This is a genomic window from Candidatus Pantoea formicae (assembly GCF_011752625.1).
Lineage (GTDB): Bacteria > Pseudomonadota > Gammaproteobacteria > Enterobacterales > Enterobacteriaceae > Pantoea > Pantoea formicae.
The window spans coordinates 83,545-101,751 of the sequence record NZ_VWXD01000009.1 but is presented as its reverse complement, the minus strand read 5'-3'; the positions used below and the strand labels follow the sequence as shown (position 1 = coordinate 101,751).

19 protein-coding genes are annotated in these 18,207 nt (G+C 54.2%); 12 read left to right on the top strand and 7 right to left on the bottom strand.

Annotated features, from left to right (window positions below; genetic code table 11):
• Positions 1–30 precede the first annotated feature (30 nt).
• From F3J38_RS21805 to F3J38_RS21795, 3 genes are read left to right on the top strand one after another with little or no spacing between them, the layout of a single operon-like run.
• On the top strand, positions 31–1,401 hold the full coding sequence (locus F3J38_RS21805; RefSeq protein ID WP_167141928.1) for a sucrose-specific PTS transporter subunit IIBC: 1,371 nt from the start codon (positions 31–33) through the stop codon (positions 1,399–1,401).
• Positions 1,401–2,810: a sucrose-6-phosphate hydrolase gene (locus F3J38_RS21800; RefSeq protein ID WP_167141925.1), complete on the top strand. Its 1,410-nt coding sequence runs from the start codon at positions 1,401–1,403 to the stop codon at positions 2,808–2,810. The genes F3J38_RS21805 and F3J38_RS21800 overlap by 1 nt, the downstream gene beginning before the upstream one ends.
• A 29-nt stretch (positions 2,811–2,839) precedes the next feature.
• On the top strand, positions 2,840–3,856 hold the full coding sequence (locus F3J38_RS21795; protein ID WP_034823415.1) for a substrate-binding domain-containing protein: 1,017 nt from the start codon (positions 2,840–2,842) through the stop codon (positions 3,854–3,856).
• Between the two features lie 102 nt (positions 3,857–3,958).
• On the opposite strand, the gene F3J38_RS21790 is transcribed toward F3J38_RS21795, so the two are convergent.
• Positions 3,959–4,639, bottom strand: coding sequence for a DUF3313 domain-containing protein (locus F3J38_RS21790; RefSeq protein ID WP_167141922.1), 681 nt, complete (start codon positions 4,637–4,639; stop codon positions 3,959–3,961).
• Between the two features lie 119 nt (positions 4,640–4,758).
• Here F3J38_RS21790 and F3J38_RS21785 point away from each other — a divergent pair, with 119 nt between their 5' ends.
• On the top strand, positions 4,759–5,244 hold the full coding sequence (locus F3J38_RS21785) for a hypothetical protein (RefSeq protein WP_240156058.1): 486 nt from the start codon (positions 4,759–4,761) through the stop codon (positions 5,242–5,244).
• Positions 5,245–5,694: 450 nt separating this feature from the next.
• Positions 5,695–5,997, top strand: coding sequence for a hypothetical protein (locus F3J38_RS21780; protein ID WP_240156057.1), 303 nt, complete (start codon positions 5,695–5,697; stop codon positions 5,995–5,997).
• Between the two features lie 314 nt (positions 5,998–6,311).
• Here F3J38_RS21780 and F3J38_RS21775 read toward each other — a convergent pair whose 3' ends face one another.
• On the bottom strand, positions 6,312–6,929 hold the full coding sequence (locus tag F3J38_RS21775; RefSeq protein ID WP_167141919.1) for a TetR/AcrR family transcriptional regulator: 618 nt from the start codon (positions 6,927–6,929) through the stop codon (positions 6,312–6,314).
• A 727-nt stretch (positions 6,930–7,656) separates the two neighbouring features.
• Between F3J38_RS21775 and F3J38_RS28180 the strand changes: the two genes are divergently transcribed.
• The 3 genes from F3J38_RS28180 (at position 7,657) to F3J38_RS21765 (ending at position 8,862) form a co-directional block, all read left to right on the top strand.
• Complete coding sequence (locus F3J38_RS28180) at positions 7,657–7,887, top strand: hypothetical protein (protein ID WP_240156056.1); 231 nt, start codon at positions 7,657–7,659, stop codon at positions 7,885–7,887.
• A 1-nt stretch (position 7,888) separates the two neighbouring features.
• Positions 7,889–8,284 carry a hypothetical protein gene (locus tag F3J38_RS28175; protein ID WP_240156055.1) on the top strand — a complete coding sequence of 132 codons (396 nt, stop codon included), beginning with the start codon at positions 7,889–7,891 and terminating at the stop codon, positions 8,282–8,284.
• Positions 8,285–8,430: 146 nt separating this feature from the next.
• A complete protein-coding gene (locus F3J38_RS21765) occupies positions 8,431–8,862 on the top strand; it encodes a hypothetical protein (RefSeq protein WP_167141916.1) in 432 nt (143 codons plus the stop codon).
• Between the two features lie 235 nt (positions 8,863–9,097).
• On the opposite strand, the gene F3J38_RS21760 is transcribed toward F3J38_RS21765, so the two are convergent.
• The 4 genes from F3J38_RS21760 to F3J38_RS21745 are packed head-to-tail and all read right to left on the bottom strand — an operon-like array spanning position 9,098 to position 11,185.
• On the bottom strand, positions 9,098–9,352 hold the full coding sequence (locus tag F3J38_RS21760) for a hypothetical protein (protein ID WP_167141912.1): 255 nt from the start codon (positions 9,350–9,352) through the stop codon (positions 9,098–9,100).
• A gap of 2 nt (positions 9,353–9,354) precedes the next feature.
• The gene (locus F3J38_RS21755) at positions 9,355–10,137 is read right to left on the bottom strand and encodes a tyrosine-type recombinase/integrase (protein WP_167141910.1); all 783 of its coding nucleotides are present in this window, start codon (positions 10,135–10,137) and stop codon (positions 9,355–9,357) included.
• Complete coding sequence (locus F3J38_RS21750; protein WP_167141907.1) at positions 10,134–10,811, bottom strand: hypothetical protein; 678 nt, start codon at positions 10,809–10,811, stop codon at positions 10,134–10,136. The genes F3J38_RS21755 and F3J38_RS21750 overlap by 4 nt, the downstream gene beginning before the upstream one ends.
• On the bottom strand, positions 10,808–11,185 hold the full coding sequence (locus F3J38_RS21745; RefSeq protein ID WP_167141904.1) for a hypothetical protein: 378 nt from the start codon (positions 11,183–11,185) through the stop codon (positions 10,808–10,810). The genes F3J38_RS21750 and F3J38_RS21745 overlap by 4 nt, the downstream gene beginning before the upstream one ends.
• Positions 11,186–11,714: 529 nt before the next feature.
• On the opposite strand from F3J38_RS21745, the gene F3J38_RS21740 reads away from it, so the two are divergent.
• Positions 11,715–12,296 carry a YlcI/YnfO family protein gene (locus F3J38_RS21740; RefSeq protein ID WP_167141901.1) on the top strand — a complete coding sequence of 194 codons (582 nt, stop codon included), beginning with the start codon at positions 11,715–11,717 and terminating at the stop codon, positions 12,294–12,296.
• 104 nt (positions 12,297–12,400) lie between these two features.
• Here the strand turns inward: F3J38_RS21740 and F3J38_RS21735 are convergent, their stop codons facing one another.
• On the bottom strand, positions 12,401–13,498 hold the full coding sequence (locus tag F3J38_RS21735; RefSeq protein ID WP_167141898.1) for a PIN domain-containing protein: 1,098 nt from the start codon (positions 13,496–13,498) through the stop codon (positions 12,401–12,403).
• A 292-nt stretch (positions 13,499–13,790) separates the two neighbouring features.
• Between F3J38_RS21735 and F3J38_RS21730 the strand changes: the two genes are divergently transcribed.
• The 3 genes from F3J38_RS21730 to F3J38_RS21720 are packed head-to-tail and all read left to right on the top strand — an operon-like array spanning position 13,791 to position 18,040.
• Positions 13,791–14,876: a hypothetical protein gene (locus F3J38_RS21730; RefSeq protein ID WP_167141895.1), complete on the top strand. Its 1,086-nt coding sequence runs from the start codon at positions 13,791–13,793 to the stop codon at positions 14,874–14,876.
• 1 nt (position 14,877) lies between these two features.
• A complete protein-coding gene (locus tag F3J38_RS21725) occupies positions 14,878–17,115 on the top strand; it encodes a KAP family P-loop NTPase fold protein (RefSeq protein WP_167141892.1) in 2,238 nt (745 codons plus the stop codon).
• A gap of 52 nt (positions 17,116–17,167) precedes the next feature.
• Complete coding sequence (locus F3J38_RS21720; RefSeq protein ID WP_167141889.1) at positions 17,168–18,040, top strand: restriction endonuclease; 873 nt, start codon at positions 17,168–17,170, stop codon at positions 18,038–18,040.
• The last annotated feature ends 167 nt before the right edge of the window (positions 18,041–18,207 follow it).

Sequence of the window (18,207 nt, the reverse complement as noted above, 5' to 3'; positions counted from 1 at the left end):
ATGGCATAAAAACGAAAAACTGAGGTCATAATGGATTTTGAACACATCTCCCGCGCGCTACTGCCGCTGCTCGGGGGGCGGGAGAATATTGCCAGTGCAGCACACTGTGCAACACGACTGCGACTGGTACTGTCAGACGATGCAAAAGCGGATACCGTCGCGATCGGCAAAATAGAAGGTGTGAAGGGATGTTTTCGCAATGCAGGACAGCTGCAGGTGATCTTTGGCACTGGCGTGGTGAACAAAGTCTATTCTGCCTTTATTCGCGAAGCCGGTATCAGCGAAGCCAGCAAGTCAGAAGCTGCTGACATCGCCGCGCGTAAACTTAATCCTTTCCAGCGTATTGCGCGTCTGCTGTCGAATATTTTTGTACCCATTATTCCGGCTATTGTGGCATCTGGCCTGCTGATGGGCCTGCTGGGAATGGTAAAAACCTACAGTTGGGTGAATCCTGATAATGCGCTTTATATCATGCTGGATATGTGCAGCTCAGCAGCCTTTATCATTCTTCCTGTCCTGATTGGCTTCACCGCCGCGCGCGAGTTTGGAGGCAACCCGTTCCTCGGCGCTACGCTGGGTGGCATCCTGACTCACCCGGCGCTGACAAACGCCTGGGGCGTGGCGGCCGGATTCCACACCATGAATTTCTTCGGTATAGAAGTGGCGATGATTGGGTATCAGGGCACCGTATTCCCGGTACTGCTGGCAGTGTGGTTTATGAGCGTATTGGAGAAACAGTTGCGCCGGGTCATCCCGGATGCACTGGATCTGATTCTGACGCCATTCATGACGGTGATTATTTCCGGCTTTGTTGCTCTGCTGGTCATCGGCCCGGCGGGGCGTTTACTGGGGGATGGTATTTCTTTTGTGCTCAGCACACTGATTGCTCATGCTGGCTGGATGGCAGGATTACTGTTTGGCGGTCTTTACTCGGTGATTGTCATTACGGGTGTGCATCACAGCTTCCACGCGATTGAAGCCGGCTTACTCGGCAACCCCTCAATTGGCGTAAACTTTTTGCTGCCGATCTGGGCAATGGCCAACGTGGCACAAGGGGGTGCCTGCCTGGCGGTATGGTTCAAGACCAAAGACGTGAAGATTAAAGCTATTTCATTGCCATCCGGTTTCTCCGCGCTACTGGGCATTACGGAAGCAGCCATTTTCGGTATTAATCTGCGCTTTATGAAGCCATTTATTGCTGGACTGGTAGGCGGTGCACTGGGCGGAGCCTGGGTGGTTTCCGTAAATGTTTCAATGACCGCAGTGGGGCTAACCGGCATTCCGGGTCTGGCCATCGTACAGGCAAGCTCAATGCTCAATTACGCCATAGGAATGGTTATCGCGTTCAGCGCCGCGTTTATCCTATCTTTACTGCTCAAATACAAAACGGACGCAGACTAATGGACTCCTCAGCATTGCTCCCCGCCATCCTGCATGCCGTGATGCGCGGCCAGCCAAAAGCGATTAGCGACTCGTACTATCCCGGCTTTCATCTTGCCCCGGTGACCGGGTTACTCAACGACCCGAATGGGTTCATCCACTTCGCAGGACGCTACCATCTGTTCTATCAGTGGAATGCGCTGGGCTGTCAGCATCAACATAAGTGCTGGGGCCACTGGAGCTCCGGCGATCTGGTTCACTGGAAGCATGAGCCAATTGCGCTGATGCCCGATCAAGAGTATGACCGAAGCGGCTGTTACTCCGGGAGCGCCGTCGATAATAGTGGCGTGCTGACGCTTATCTATACTGGCAACGTCAAGTTTGACGACGGTTCACGCACTGCCTGGCAGTGTCTGGCCGTGCAAAATGAAACGGGCTGTTTTGATAAGCTGGGGCCGATTATCCCGCTACCGGCGGGTTATACAGGCCATGTCCGCGATCCAAAAGTCTGGCAGCATGCTGGCCAGTGGTATATGGTGCTGGGCGCACAAAATAACCGGAAACAGGGAACAGTACTTCTGCTACGCTCTGCGGATTTACTTCACTGGCACAATCTGGGTGAGATCGCAGGCAGCGGGCTGAACGGACTGACGGATGCCGGGTACATGTGGGAGTGCCCTGATATGTTTAGCCTTGATGACACGACTTTCCTTATTAGCTGCCCGCAGGGCATTAAGCGTGAGGAACACCGTTTTCTTAACGCGCATCCTTGTACGTGGACCGGCGGCACTCTCGATTATGTAGCGGCCAGTTATACCCATGGACCACTGAATGAACTGGATTCAGGTTTTGAGTTCTATGCGCCACAGACCACGCTGAGCACTGACGGGCGGCGCCTGCTGATTGGCTGGATGGGCGTGCCGGATGGTGAAGAGATGCGCCAGCCCACTATCGCGAATGGCTGGATCCATCAGATGACCTGTGTTCGACAGCTCGGAACGCGGGAGGGGCGCCTCCTGCAGCGGCCGATAGAAGAACTGAAGGTGTTGCGCGGCGAGGAACATTACTTCCAGGGGCGGGCAGCGGAGGCGCCGGTGATAAGCGCGCAGCGCCTTGAGATAATGATTGCGGCACAGGGTAAAATCACGCTGGATTTTTCCGGCACCTTGCAGTTGAAATGGCACGAGGAAGGATTACGCCTTGCCCGGCGCAGCCTTGAAAGCTGTGAGTGGCAATACAGATACTGGCGGGGCGCCGTCAGCCATTTGCAGATTTTGTGTGACCATTCCAGCGTAGAGATCTTTATCAACGATGGAGAAAGCGTAATGAGCAGCCGATACTTTCCTGCGCAGGCGGCGCAATTAACCCTGATCGGAGACGCAGAAGTAGAAGCCCGATACTGGCCGTTGCGTCACACCGTGATAGAATAAGTCATTGTTTCATTGACTGATGCATTGACGTGAGAAAAACAAAACGCGTTACCATTGCTGATATTGCTTCGCTGGCGGGCGTTTCTAAAGCGACTGCCAGCCTGGTGCTAAACGGGCGGGGCAAAGAGCTACGTGTAGCAAAAGAGACGCGGGAGCGTGTGCTTATGCTCGCGCGCGAACATCATTATCAGGCCAGCATCCATGCGCGGATGTTACGTGATAATCGCAGCCACACATTGGGGCTGGTGGTGCCCGAAATAACCAACCATGGCTTTGCGGTTTTTTCTCATGCGCTGGAAAACCTGTGTCGCGAGGCGGGCTTACAGCTACTTATTTCCTGTACGGATGAAAATGCTGGTCAGGAGCGGGTCGTGGTGGATAATTTAGTGGCGCGACAGGTCGACGGACTGATTGTGGCGTCCAGCATGCTCAGCGACAGCGATTACGTGAAACTGAGCGAGCAGCTCCCGATCGTGTTGTTTGACCGCTATATGGGTGATACACAGCTACCACTGGTAGTGACGGAAGCTGTAACGCCAACTGCAGATCTGGTCGAGCGGCTGGCCCGTACTAACCCCGATGAGATCTATTTTATCGGCGGACAGCCTCGTCTTTCACCTACCAAAGACCGTCTTGCTGGCTTTAAGCAGGGGCTGGAGAGAGCAGGGATCACGCCGCGCCCAGAGTGGATCATCAACGGCAACTACCATCCCAGCAGCGGCTATGAGATGTTCGCCGCGCTCTGTGCCCAACTGGGGCGTCCTCCTAAAGCTATATTCACCGCTGCCTGCGGCCTGATGGAAGGGGTGCTGCGCTACATGAGTCAGCACCACTTACTTGACTGTGATATCCGCGTGGCCAGCTTTGACGACCACTATCTCTATGACTCGCTTTCTATCGATATTGATACCGTTAAGCAGGATATTCCTCGTCTGGCGCAGGAATGCTTTTCTCTGGTAACGGCGCTTATTGCTGGCGAGGAGCCTGACTTTACCAGACGTTTTCTTACTGCGACATTGTGTTTACGTCACTACCAAACCAATTAAAGTGCGCGGTTTGTGCCTAAAGAACGGGGTACAACGCTACTTAAACTTTCATTTTTGCGACCGTTAAACTGATTTCACTCTGGTGTACAGGCAGTTTTTTACCTACCGACTGTTCAGGCTAATTTTTTCCAGCAGCTGCTCTGCACCCTTGTCTACCCCCGTTTCTGCCGCACTCATTGAACCGAATGTTGCACCCACGTTCATGGCGTTAGGATACTGCTCCGCTACGTAGGCAAGGAGAAGCTCGCCCGTAGCGTCGTCTTTTACTTCAACGGCATAGTTAACGTACCCGCTCATCAGTCCGCGCCCGCCTCGCACAGACTGAACGATGTTATAAGGCCCGCCGGCAAGGTCGAATTTAGTAAAGGTGCCCACAACCTGTGGCGTGGTCTCCGCGCCGGTCAGCGACAGCTTCAGGCGGAGTGAGGGAGCAGTGCCGGCACTGTCGTTGACGGTAAACTTCTGCGCCAGCACCTCTGCAAACTTCTTCTGCATATAGTCGGCCAGATTTCGCCGATCTTCCTGTGAAAGGTCATTAAACTGCGCGTCGCTGCCGCCATAGATTTCTATGGGGTCCAGTATGATGTTGCGGTATTTACTCCAGTCAACGGGGATGGCGTAGCGAAAGGGGATTCGGTCGCTGTCGTCAGCCGTGTTGGGCGTCATTCGGGACGTGGCCCCGATGTCGGTATACTTTACTGGTGAAGTGGAAGAACACCCCGCAGCGATAATGACGGCGGTCAGAATAAGCGCGTGCGAAAGCTGTTGTGTCAGACGAACCATAAAATCTCCGGTAAGTTTTTTTATAAATGAACTGTACGGTATAGTTAATGTGGTTTATTATGACTCTGTCAAGAAAATGTTTCAGTTCGTGTCTGTAACTTTCAGAAGAGGAGCGCGGCATGCTTTACATTTACCCGGATCTTTCGTCTTCGGACATCACCTACGTTTCACGAGCCCGGCAGGTGATCAGGCCGGCGAGGAGTGAGGAATGGCCGGCACCTGAATTCAAAGAGAACGGTGAAAGCGGCGGCTTTGTCTGGAGTCTGCCTCTCCGCTATTCCGGCCTGCCGGTGCGGCGAAGGCTGATAAGAATGATGCTGGCACTGCAGAAGTGTGGAGACGCTATGGGCAGAGATGATTCCCGGAATCGGTACTCCTTTACACCAGCAGCGGACTATGCGCGCAGCGTTATTGATACGGCGATGCTGCGCGGAGAGTTGCGTTGCCGCCCATCCGGTGAAATGGCGCGCGACTACCTGGCGCAGGCGGAGGCACTAATGAAAGTAATGAACGGCACTCATCAGCACAAGCCGCATCTCCGTAAAGAAGTCAGGCGAAGAACGGCTGATTTTCTGCGGCGTTACGCGGCGGCAGCAGAGGCATGAAGGTGTTACTTATCAGAGCTGCTCTAGTACTTGTTTTTATGGCTGGTGGCTTCCTCACCGAATATGGCATCCGTTTTGCCTGATGAATGAGTGGCTGTCAGCGAATGACCTGGAGAATCTGTCGCCCCGGCAATGGTTCTCGAAAAGGGTCATGTTCCTGACCGGGGCGTGCACCTTGCTACGGGCCGTATCCCGCCTCCGGGAGATGAATCGCCTTTGCCGGCCCGTGCAGCGTCGGGCACGGTATTATGCCGTAAGAGAGTAGTGGGCCTTCAGGGCCGTTGCGAATATTTCCGGGGACAGAATGCCTTGCAGTCAATGCGCTGTGCGCGCTGACTATGCTGGTTCTCAGTAACGTCACCCTTATATGAATGCTATACGCACTATCAGTATGGTAATCACGGGTATTGCCTGCAGAAGGCTTCAGCGACTTTAAAAGGGGAGGGTCCAATGGTAAAAAAGCTGTCGGGAATCAGAGGTGACGCATCCTGGATGGACTGGGGCATGATAAGTATCCTGATTTTATTTGGCACTCTTACTGCAACCGTCATGATTATGTGGTGGCGCGTAATAAGTAATATATCCGAAGTCATCCGTATCAGGCGCCTGAAAGCCATTCGCGGGCGAAAATATGCTGAAGGTGCCTGGGGGACCCGCCAGAATTCATTGATAACGCTGCTTCTCGCAGAAATTCTGGTGGCTCTGGCCATCAGCGGTCTGATTGTACTCATGCTGGCGGGCGCGTCATTTTAGCTGCTAACAGTCAGCATTAAAAAACCCGCCTGGAGGGCGGGCTGATAAGGTTCAGATGTGGCTGCCGATGGAAAGACAACCGGAGAGCATCAGCACGGCTATACCCGTAACGAGACTGTAAACAAGACGCATGTCAGCTCCTCAGAATAACGAAACGCAGCCGCTCAGTAAAAGCGAACTCAAGGCCAGGACGGCCACCACTACAAAGCGATATGACATCGTTGTACCCTCATAATTAAACTGTACGTATCAGTTCACTTATGCCTTATGATTAGTCAATCACTTATGTTAAAAATTAAGCCAGTCTGACGGTATCAGCGAGGAGAGGCGCCCGCTACGAAGATCTCCACAGCGCTTTTCACCATCGTGATGATGTCGCTGCGCGTATACACCGGCATACTATGCAGGAGAAAAATTTCATCAGCCTCGGCCCTGACCAGTGCAGAAAATTGTTTTGCCCTGAGGTCTGGCCGGGCGGGCAGCAGGTCGCCGGCTTCAATATGGTGCTCCATCAGTGCCGCCAGAGCGTTCATGCTTTCACGAACGCCGGACTCATGGAAAATGTCTCCGATGTCCGAGTGACCTGCCTCGCCGATTACCATGCGATACAGCTGTAATCCCTTCCAGTCAGACGTCATGGCACCCAGCATGCCTTCACCAAAGCGCTGCAGCCTGTCAGATAAAGGGAGATGAAGATTTTCATGACTGTATATATCGTCTGCCGCCCGTGTCAGAAAATTGGTGCCGTAGGTCCTGACAACGGCTTCAAGGAGACTTTCTTTGGAGGAAAAGTAATTATAAAGCGTGGCTTTGGAGCACCCTGCAGTTCTTGCTACAGCCTCCATGGAGGCGCGCTCGTAGCCCTGCTCGATAAAAACGGTCGTGGCCGCATTCAGAATGTCAGTTCGTTTCTTTTCAGTCAGCGTTCGCATGTTAATTCTCCCTGCTTAGATTTTTATTTTAACAGAACCGCATAGTTCATTAAACGTGTACATTTATTAGTTTGAAAACAAGAACGGTAGAATTCGTTTTTCAAGACAAGGTTATGCAAAGCCGTTTTAAGCCTCCTTTGAAAATGCTTAGGGTCAGCAGTGATTGTGCATATTCAAGAATCTGGCTGAACGGGTCCTTTGTTAAGATTCTCGTTGAGTAGAATATGATTGAATAAGCAGCATCCACCGCAGTCACTCAGTTAAATTAATATTCCTGCTCTTTCAGTTCCGGCCGGAAATACCGAGACACTCAGCAGGGGTGGGTTGCTAGTTGCTTGTCGAGAATGTCCTTAATGACTCTAAGCCGGTTAACTTCTTCGAGAGAAAGTTAACGCGTTACGTCGGATACGCATTTTCCGGACAAAAGAGGAAAGAGAAAGGAAGGATTTCTTTTCTCACTTTCCGGCGCGCAGATTTGCGCCGGCGTTGCCGGTAATGTAACAATCCCTCCTGAAATCATTCAGCATTTCCGGTACACGGCCGGTAATCATCCGAAGACAGGGAGAACTGCTCCTGAATCAGCCCGTGCCGGAGTGAGGGGGCGTTGCCTTCAGATCCGCGTAAAACACCAGGGGGGGAAGCAGGCAGTGAAGCTCTATGAAAACGTGGTCATTGGTAATTTTCTGTACGGACTGGGCGTTTCAGTGGGCGCGCGCCTGGGGGTAACGTGCTGCCGGCCTCCGTTAACCTGCTGCAGCAGACGCCAGAAGACAAGGCGCTGTGTGACGTCCTGCTGTCATTCCCCGGCCCGCTGCGGCTGATTGAGTTCAAAAGTGCGGCAAACCGGTCCGATAAAGAGCAAGCCCGCTTCCGAAAGCTGTCACACGCGCTGACCTGTAAAAAGGCACTGACGACGCTGTCGCACCGGATCCACTGGTACGTTGAGACCACCCCCTGACGTGCAAACGGGTGTAAAAACCTACTTTTCGAGCTATCTCAGCGCACTTTCCCTGCCGGCCCGTCAGGCTGTGCCCCTTAACCTTGAGCGCTTTATTAGGCAGACGACGCGCAGTATCTTTGCAGGTCATACTGATGAAGAAAACCCGGAGGCCGTCAGTGACTACCTGAAGCTGGTAAGGTGGTGCCAGGGGGTGGATGAAGCGAGCAGCGCAGGCGCGCTTATCGTCGTTTGCGACGGCAGGGGGAACCTGCGGTACGCTGAGCTGAAAAATATTATGGAGCTGTCAATGACGCATGAGCACTGGATCGGATACAGGCAGGAATTGGAGCATCAGGCAGTGCTGGACAGAGAGCACACCACCGATCGCGACACGGGGTGGGAGCTGAGCCGGTGAAAAACACAAACGCCGTCAGCGAAGACGACATACGCCTGTTTTTCGACGCTGCAGACCGGCTCCTTCAGGCCTCACAGCGGCAGGGAGATACAGCAGAAAGAGCGACGTCTGCGCTGCTTAAGGTCACCGCCGTGCATGAAAGGCAGATGCGTGAGGTCAGGGATGAGGTCATCGGTGCCGTCACGTCCATGGCCGAGTCAACGGCGCAGGAGTCTGCCCGGCTTCTGGCTGGCCACTTTAGCGAAGCCGATCGTGCAGCAAAGAAGGCTGCCGACCGCTATGAGCGCGCCTGGCGGTCGCTCGGCTGGCGCAGCTGGATCTGGTTTCTGGTCGCACAGGGAATGATGTGCCTGGTGGCCAGCGTGCTTATCGTGACGCTTGTACCCTCGCTGGATGAGATACACGCGCTACGGACGGTACTGGAACAGCTGCAGGAGGAGGCTGAAGGCTACCCGCTGCAATGGGGAAACTGCAAGGTTAACGGCAAAGTCACACGGTGTTTCCGGACGGACAATAAAGCAGGAATTATAACGCCTGAAGATGGCAGTACCTGGCTCGTTCCATTACGTAAGCCGTAACGCCAGCAGGTTCTTCGATACGGGCGCCGGCTCCTGTTATGCGAGGACGCCTGCCGTGAGGGCAAGCAGGCGATCCTCGCCGTGGGTGCGGCATTTTTTTCTCCTGAGGAGCATACAATCAGATCCAGATGATAAACGGACCTTTATTATGGATAATTACGCGCCGACAGCAATCAGGCCGTTACCCGCTTCACCGGAAATTTTCCCGCCGGCCGTCTCCTGATATCTGCCCTGCCTAGATCACGGGCAGCAGCACGCTCAGCATCCATGCGCTGATCAGTCCGGTGGCCAGCGTTACGAATAGCAGGGGCAGCGGAGAAAGCGCCGGCGGCTGAGGACGAAACCAGAATTCCCGGCCTTTAAGATTTGCACGCCGGCGCCGCCAGTTTATCGCGGAACAAAGCAGGTTCACCCAGAGATAAAGGTTCACCGCCGCGAGGCCGGACATCAGCAGCAGGTCCGTCAGCGTCACAAAATTCCGCCAGTCCATTATCACAGGCCCTCCCCGGGCAGCAGCAGCCTCTGCGCCTCAGCCGGATCCAGCGAGAACCGCACGCCGAGCTGGCGGGTGACGTCCAGCGCAAACACTCTTGTATAGATCTCCGTCGACTTCGCGCTTTTGTGCCCGAGCAGGCTCTGCAGCGCCTTGAGCGGCGTGCCGGCGTATAGCATGTGCATGGCGTAGCTGTGCCGGAAGGTGTGCAGGGTAACCGGAACGGAAAACGTCACACCCTCTGATGCCGCCGCTTCGGTAGCCTCGTTCAGCCAGGTACGCGCCGTCCTGTCGGTGATGTCCCACAGCCGCACCCGCTCCATGCGCCCAGTCTTTTCGCTCCGGCGCTCAATAGGTATGCGCAGGGTGGCGATCATCATATCCAGCTGCGTGACGTACTGCGCGTCGGAAAGGGGCACCAGCCGGTGGGGCACGACGCCGGCGGCGCGGCGTCCGGCCCGGTGCTCCGCCTTATCCTCCCGCTGCTTGCGCGTGGCCAGCTGCACGAACGGGTACTGCTGTCGCAGCAGAAAGTCCCCCCTTATCAGCGCCAGTGCCTCACTGATGCGCGCGCCGGTGTTCCACAGGGTGGTGAACAGCATCTTGCGGCGCAGGTCAGGCGTGAAGTGGAGGAGGGCGCAGACCTCCGGCGCCAGCAGATGCTTCGGCAGGTCGTCAACCAGCGCGGCCATCTGACGCAGGGCCAGCGCGGCGGGATAATCGATGGCCACAGGCAGATGCGCAGGCGGCGCGGCGTGACCGTATGAAACGAGACCGGTCATGATGGAACACTTTCCTGTTTATCTGAGCCAGCTGAATTCAGCAGTTTTAGCGCGTCCATGGTTTTACGACGGCTACGGCCGTATCGGAGATCGGTGTCAATGATTCTGGCCCTAACGGCTGAGAGAACGCGCCAGGCAGACCAGTGATGTAATGAAAGTCCATCATCAGGCATGCCGCAGGTTCGCCTTAGCTCCCGCGAAATCCGGATGGCCCTGAGCCCCAACCTGCATGATTGGCTATTGAGCTCGTGGATACCATCGCTACCGTCAAAAGGAGTGTCGTTTTCGAACGCACACCCAGCAGATTTTCGCCCCTCCTCCCGCAAAACAGGGAGTTCGCTGATCAGGTACATCAGCGCGTGAGGAAGCGAGCGCCAGTCTCCTGTAACACCGGAATAGTCGATTTCTGGGAGATAGTGTTCAAGCATGATACGGCCTCGGTCGTCATAATCACCGGACTCTGTGGCAGAAAGCACGCACTGCTGGGCAAATCGTTCCAGCAGGAAAACCAGCTCGGTGGCGATGAAGTAGCGCTCTCTGGCCAGCTTTTCTTCTGACGCCCGCAGTTCACGGGCAGTGGCAAAGTGGTGTGAAAGCCACTGGCTGCCCAGTGCACCACCGATACCGGCCAGAGCCGTAATCACCGGCACCCACACTGAAATCCCTGCGCTCATCCGGCCTGACGTCCTTCATTACCTGCGGACCGCTCCACCAGGTCGTGGGCCAGCTCGGTAAACTCCACGTACTCGCAGCGCAGGTACCGGCAGTAAATGCGGGCGTCGGGGCCGGTGAGCCCGTCCGGATTCCCGGTCAGGTAGCGCTCCAGCACCCCTAGGCAGTGTTCGTAGGTGTCCAGATCGTCACGCCACTCCCCGATCGCGCCGGCCTCATCGAGCTCGTGGCGAAACGTGCTGAACTTGGCGCTCAGGACGTTCAGCCCGAGATGGGTGGCGGCGTGCACGTTTTCGGCGGAGGGATCGGCCACGGCAGCGCTGATTTTTTCAAAGGCGCAGCGGAAGTCGCTGCGGTTAAAAAGAGACTCGAACATCAGGGCTCCTCGTTTTATAAAAACGGACGGACACTGTCACATATGGTTACCGTTGCGGTAATGACATTATAGGGAGTGAAAATATCTTAAGTTACATTTAGCGATGAAACAGTAAGCCATCAAACAGCCACCACACTAAATTACCGGATCACCTTGCGAGCTGGATCCGCTTTCTTCTTTATTTACGACTTTCCCGGAAGCGTAGCACGCCGATATGGAACGTCATAGCGTCATCTATTCCCGCATCTTTCTCTAATGCAACCCGTATGTTGTGGCTGATACATCTGATTAAGACACTATATGTAGTAGTGTGAACAAAAAACCGCCCTACAACTGAAAGATCCGGTTCTTCCTTTTTTCCGGATCTTCGGGGTTTAACAATGACCCGATTCAAACGGTCGGTCAAAAAATATCACTATCAGCGTCACAACCATCAATACAGCGTCAGTTATTGCAACATTAATATTCTAAATGTAATGTGACTTCATGACGGCGATTTGTTCGCTGTATGACGGATACGAAGGTAATAATGACGGAAGATGATGAAAGTACTCCACGTGAAGCGGCGAGGGCGATTACGGTGCGCAACCTCCCGCCGGACGTCGACCGAGAGATAACCGCGCAGGCCAGGGCGGCGAACCGGTCGAAGAGCGAGTTCCTGAAGGAATTCCTCTCCGCCTCGTTCGGTGACCTGATCGGCAACTACATGCGTTCGGATGGCCTAGTGGCGCTGATGGACAGGGATGTGGCCCGTATGATGAACGCAGCCCTCGCCGACTACTGGTATGACAGCGCCCAGACGCTGGCCGAAAACCGCGCCTGGTGCCGCCTGCTGGGTATCGTCAGTCAGGAGCAGCTGGCGCGCATCATGCGTGACGGCGTGCCGCTGCTGGAGATCCGCGCGAAACAGCTCGCTGACGTCACGCACATTCCGCACGGCAGCTCGCTGGCGTTTGCGCTCTTTGCCGAAGCTGCCAGACGCGACCTGAGCACGCTGCTGAAGGTTCACCGCACGCTGTTCTTCCTGCAGAAAGAGGAGGACTTCCTGGACATGGTGGATCAGATACGCGAGAAATTGCACATGCCGCAGACGGAGCGGCCGGTATTGTGATGCCCTGAAACGAGAAGAGCCACTCCTGAGAGTGGCTTATTCATGCCCGGCATAATCCTTCACAACCCGGGCCGCCGCGTTCAAAGGCGTCCGACTGCACGTATTTATTGACCATAATTCGGAAATATTTCCCGTATGTGACGGGCGGAGTCAAGGTCAAGATCAAAAATGCCCTCCTCAAAATCCAGACCGATAATTTCTGCATTTTTCCTCAGCCCGTCAGTAAAACCGATTTCAAGCGTGGCTTTGTAAAGCTCCCCGTGACTGTACAGGTGCGTGCTGTGCTCAACCCCGTAATAAACCCGGTCTTCCCGGTCATAATTGGCATGTGTGTAATCGGTAAATCCGTGAGTGGCGTTCAGCCCGACGCTGAATTCGGCATCGTAAGTGGCCCCGTCCCGGCTGACGTCAATCAGCTGCAGCGTCGCGATCTCCAGGCTCATTATCTTGATATCTTCTACTTCAGGATCGATACCTTCATCGGAAGAAACACTGAACTCAGCCTCTTCAATTTGTTTCCGGGCCGTTGCAAGGATATCCACCCGGAGCTGCTCCAGCACGCTATCAGCGAACGTGGACAGCTCCGCCAGCTCAGCATCGTTTCTGTTAACCAGGTCAAGCAGTTCGTCAATGCCGGACAGATAAAGGAAATTATTGTTAGCTGCCGCAACCGCCTCCATATCCCTGTCACCGCTTACCACATAGACTTTGTGCATGCGGGCCCTTGCCAGGGCATCCACCGCAGCAAGTGAAAACGCGTCCGGAAACTCTGACTTCTTCGCCTCCCGGTGAAAAGGTGGTGCCCCGCTGAAATAGTCATCAAAGATCTGGTTGGGACTGACTGCGGCGACTGAAATAGTTTCGGTCAGGCCATTATCCACCAGGGCACGGAATTTTCGGGTGGCTTCGCCCAGAACAGCGTCAAGTGTCACCGCCGGAAAAAGGCCGCCGCCGGTGGCTTCATCTGCAACGCGCAAAAAACTGGCGTCCTTCTTAAATTGGTTCAGGTGCCTGACCGCCTCAGTGGCAAATTTTTTCAGATGAGACTCAATCTCAGAACGCACGACGTCAGTTATCAGCAGGTGTATTTTCCGTTCAGCGACCATTTGTTCCAGCCTAGCCAGCGCGTAGTGGCCAAACTGAAGCCTTTTCATTTCATAGGCGGAAGTATCGATAAACACAAGTCGCGTCTGTAGCTCCATGCGGTGGGCCTTTTGTATTGATGTTGTTTGTAAGCAATAAATATAACCCACCTCCTGCGCGCGGTAATGCACCTTCATGACGTCAGGTGGCTGTTGTCGGATCCGCTTCTGCCTTTTTCCGGATCCAGTCCAAAAAGGCGAACGCGATATGTGATGAGAAGACCTTCACCGTAATAAATCAACAGCACCCAGGTGATGCACAATAAGAAAAAATCAAGCATTAAATATATTATTTAGCAAATACAATGCTATGATAGCATTTTTAATGCTTGTCATATAAAGGAAGACTATCATGCTCAGCCAGCTTAACCTACGTTTCCCCAGAAAGCTGATCGACAGCTTGAAGTCGCGGGCGTCCGCCGAAGACACCTCGGTCAACGCCCTGGCGGGGCGCTTTATTGAAGAAAAACTGATGGCATCCGCGCCGAACGACGAGTGGCTGAGCCTGAATGCCGATCCTGGTGCAACCAACCTGTCGCTTTACCGGAAGATTGTGCGCGGGGAAACCTTTGGTCGCCAGGCGTTGAAGCCGGCCGAGCTGCGCTGGCTCTTTACCCGCGCGCATCAGGCCACACAGACCGGCAGCACGTTCATGAGCTGGCCGGCGATAGAGGCGCTTCTGGACATCACCTTTAACGCGCTGGTTTACGCGGAGGAGAACGGCATTCCGGTGGACAACTACTACATCAACCGTGCCTTTGACCTGAGCGGTGAAAACTACCGCGAAGAGGCGGACCGGTTCATGGCCGGCATGCGCCGCAACGTGGACACCACCTGGGCAGAGTTCCTGCTGCGCCCGCTCTCGTCAGGCGCCCTGAACCTGGAGGCCTTTCCCGACGAGGCGATCGCCCGGATCTGCACCACTGAGCGCCTGAAGCTCATTTTCCCGCTGCTCGTCCGCGCGCAGCAGTATCAGCCGGCGGCGCAGAAAGACTGGGCGATCGCAACAGGCCTGGTGACGGAGGATCTGAACCGCGTCGTAAAAATTAACGATGTCTGCCTGCAGGTATGGATCCGCGGCAACCGTATGCCTCAGGCGCACGGCCTACACCATAAGGCGCCGCAGCTGAGCCTGACGCTGACGGCTGACCGGGTGGCGCTGGCGTTCGGCTGGTCAATGTTCAGTGAACTGACACGCCTGTTTCAGGCCCGCGCGTGGCTGAACGTCACGAAGGCCTGGAGCGACCGGGGCAGTCTGGCCGGCGTCTATTTCCCGTACAACGAATCTGAAGACGTCATCATTTCCCTGGACGGGGTGCACTTCTTCGTGAAGCTGGAAGAGTATCTGGCACTGGAGGCGGAGTTTCTGTCCATGGTAGCCGAGCCGGACGTGGCGCCGGTGCTGGCCGACATGCGCGCCCTGTACGGGGATCTCTGATATGCGTGAACAGAATTCTGCTATACAGGCCGCGGCCGGCAATGACCTCCCTGTAACCACTCCAGAGGAAGACCGCTATGGCTATGTGGCACTGGCAGAAAGCCTGTCACGCAGCATCATCGCGCTGGATGACAATGTCAGCTCGGTGATCGGCATTGAGGGACCGTGGGGTTCCGGTAAAACCAGCCTGCTGAACCTGCTGCGGCATCGTATGGAGCAGGACCGTCCTGAGGGAACATACGTTCTGCAGGTTTCACCCTGGCTTAGCCCTGACGGAGGATGTAAGGTTGAAAACCTGCTTATACCGGTTGCGGACATCCTGAACAAGGTTGAGCAGGGCAATTCTTCATGGCCGTGCAGGTTGTGGCACCGTCTGCGCGGAAGTAAAGCCTCTGCGCTGGCCACTGATGTGGTGCGCTACGCGCAGCAGGCCAGCGGACGACTGGCTCCTCTGGCCGAACTGGCTGGAAACTTCATTCCCGGAGCGGGGATAGTGGCCAGCTCAATGAAAACCCTCTCAGCAACAGATTTATCCGCCAGTGGCCGGACAGCTGATGCACTGAGGGATGATATTGAAAAGAAAATCGCTTCACTGGACCTGAATTTTATCGTTGTTCTGGATGACCTTGACCGACTCGAACCCGCCCAGGCCGTTGAGGTTCTCCGGCTGGTGCGCTCCGTTGCAGACTTTTCCCGCTTCCGTTACGTGATGTGCTACGACCCGGAGGTGCTCGGGCATGCCGTGAAGCGTGGGCTGGGCGTTGCAGACGGTCAGCATTACCTGCAAAAAATTGTTCAGCTGCCATTTCCGCTGCCTCGTCACGAATCGTTTGATCTTCGACGTGAATTTTTTAATGAGGCTGTAAAGATATACATGAACGTGAGCGGCAGGGAGCCTGATAAAACACTCCTGACCGATCTCAAAAACGTGGCGAATACATTTGGAGCCACTCTGAGTACGCCACGTGAGGTGAGGCTGGCGCTCAGTGCCCTTGCGTTTCGCTATCCCCCCCTGCGGGAATTCTGCTGGTTTCCGGATCTCTGCCTGCTGCAGCTGCTGCGAGTTACACTTCCAGAAATGTACTACTGGATAGAACATTATCTGACCGAGCAGGCAGTTGTCGATTCCGGTGAGGGACAGGTATCCGATAGAGAAAAAGCCGCCATGAGTAATGCACTGACCGGTATTCTTGAGTCGCTCCCAGCAGTCTCACCGCTCTCAGTCGTGACGCTGAGGCGCTGGTTGCCCGGCATCGAGGGTATCAGGAACGACAATCCGGTGCTTTTCTCTAAAACGGTGCATGTTGAGGAGCAGGAGCGTTCATCTGGAAGACGGCTAAGCAGCAGAGACTGGTGGCGTTATTACTTCGCCTTCAGCCCGCCCAAAAACATCCTGCTTCCGGACTTTTTTGACGAACTTTTCAGGCTGGCCGGGAGCGATCCGAAGCCCCTGCTGCTGGCTGAAAAGCTGCTTAATCTGGTGACCTTGAACGGCTTCTCCTCACGCACAAAGTTCGAGCAGGTTATTGATCAATTGACTCCACAAAGACTCAGCGTAATTACAGCAGCACAGTGCCGGGGATTGTTATGGTTTTTCTTCGAGTATGCCGATGATCTGGTCAGCCGCTATCGGGGACACGGGAACTGGTTTGCCATGTATGATATTGAGCTGGATACTCTGGTCGATCGTCTGCTAACAAGGCTGCTCAGCGAGGAGCGTCCTTCCACGCTTGATTATCTGTCTGAAAGACTCAGGAACGATAAAGCCGTTTACTGGACAGCCATCTATTTGCGCCATCTTGTCTGGCAGAATGGCATGGCCGGTACCCGGCCTGAGCCCGAAGAGAACAGGGTTTTCGCTGACAATGAACTGACACAACTCTGCACCATTTTTTGCCAGCGTCTTGACGATCGCGAGTTGTCAGACTGGTTTATTCATTTCGAGGATCTACCCGGATTTATCTTCGCCTGGAAAGATATAGGCACAACGGCTCTTGTCAGCACCTGGGTTGCATCGAAGATCCGTGATGACGAAAGTTTTCTGAAATTGCTTCTTCAGCTCCGTTATCGCGGGCTCAGCAGCGCCACCGGTTATTACCGTGCACTGCGTCTGAGTGATATCGCAGAATTTCTTGAAGGAGAAGAGACGGTGACTCAAAGGCTGGATGACATTGAGAGAAGCGGAAATTTTCCAGAGCTTGTTAACCAAGTGAGAGACGCGATCTCGTTCAATCGGTAAGAATGTCTCAAATTCACAACTAATTTTTATGCGCATTTTCGGGTAATCAGGTATGAAATTAACATCTAATGATATCAAGGCGGTAGGGCAGCTTTTCGAAGATAAAAACAATGCGGGTTACGTTCTGGACTTTACTGATAAAACCATGCGGGAATTTTTTGAATCCGAATTCTCGATAGATATTGATAACGAACTTTACCGCGACGACGGCGGCTCAAAGATGAAGCGTCTGCGCTGCTTCGTTAAAAAAACTGAACGCATTACCGTTCTGAAAGTCGTGACCCGCCTGTGGGAATACCGGAAAACGCTGAGTGACCATCCAATTACCGCCCAGGACGAAAGCAACTACGGTCGCCTGATTTTAAAAATCCAGGGAGCGGACAGTCAGGCTGCCTCCGGCTTCACGCCGGCCTTAGTCGTACCTACCGGTATTGATAACAAATACTTTTTAGGCGGCCTTGAGGCGCTCCATAAACTCCCTTCACAGCAGAGGGGCTACGGGTTTGAAAAATGGCTCAATGAACTGTTTGAGGCATTTTATTTAGCCCCAAAGGGGGCCTTCAGGCTCAGGGGCGAACAGATTGACGGCAGCTTTCAGCTGAATAATGAAACCTATCTTATAGAGGCCAAATGGCAGGACGCGAAAACAGGTCATGCAGATCTTCACGTTCTTCAGGGGAAACTGGAGCAAAAAGCTTCATGGGCCCGCGGCGCCTTTATCAGCTGGTCCGGTTTTACAAAAGAAGGACTGGATGCATGGGGCAGGGGTAAGCGGGTGGTATGCGTAAGCGGATATGACCTGGCACTGATGCTGAAAAACAACGTGAGCTTCAGAATATTAATGGAGGAAAAAATACGACGCGCCGCAGAAACAGGATCTTTATATGTCAAAATTGATGAAATCTTCCCGGACATAACAAAATGAATTCTTGGCTGACAAACTTGTGTCGCATGAAATTTAAATGAGTGCCGCAAACGTCCTGATCTGCACCTGTCTTTTTACGCCATTACGTCCTGCGAAGCTTAGACCCAGTCAGTATGCGGAATTTTTGTGACGTTACTCAGCCTATAAACGAGCTGTCCGCTGCACTT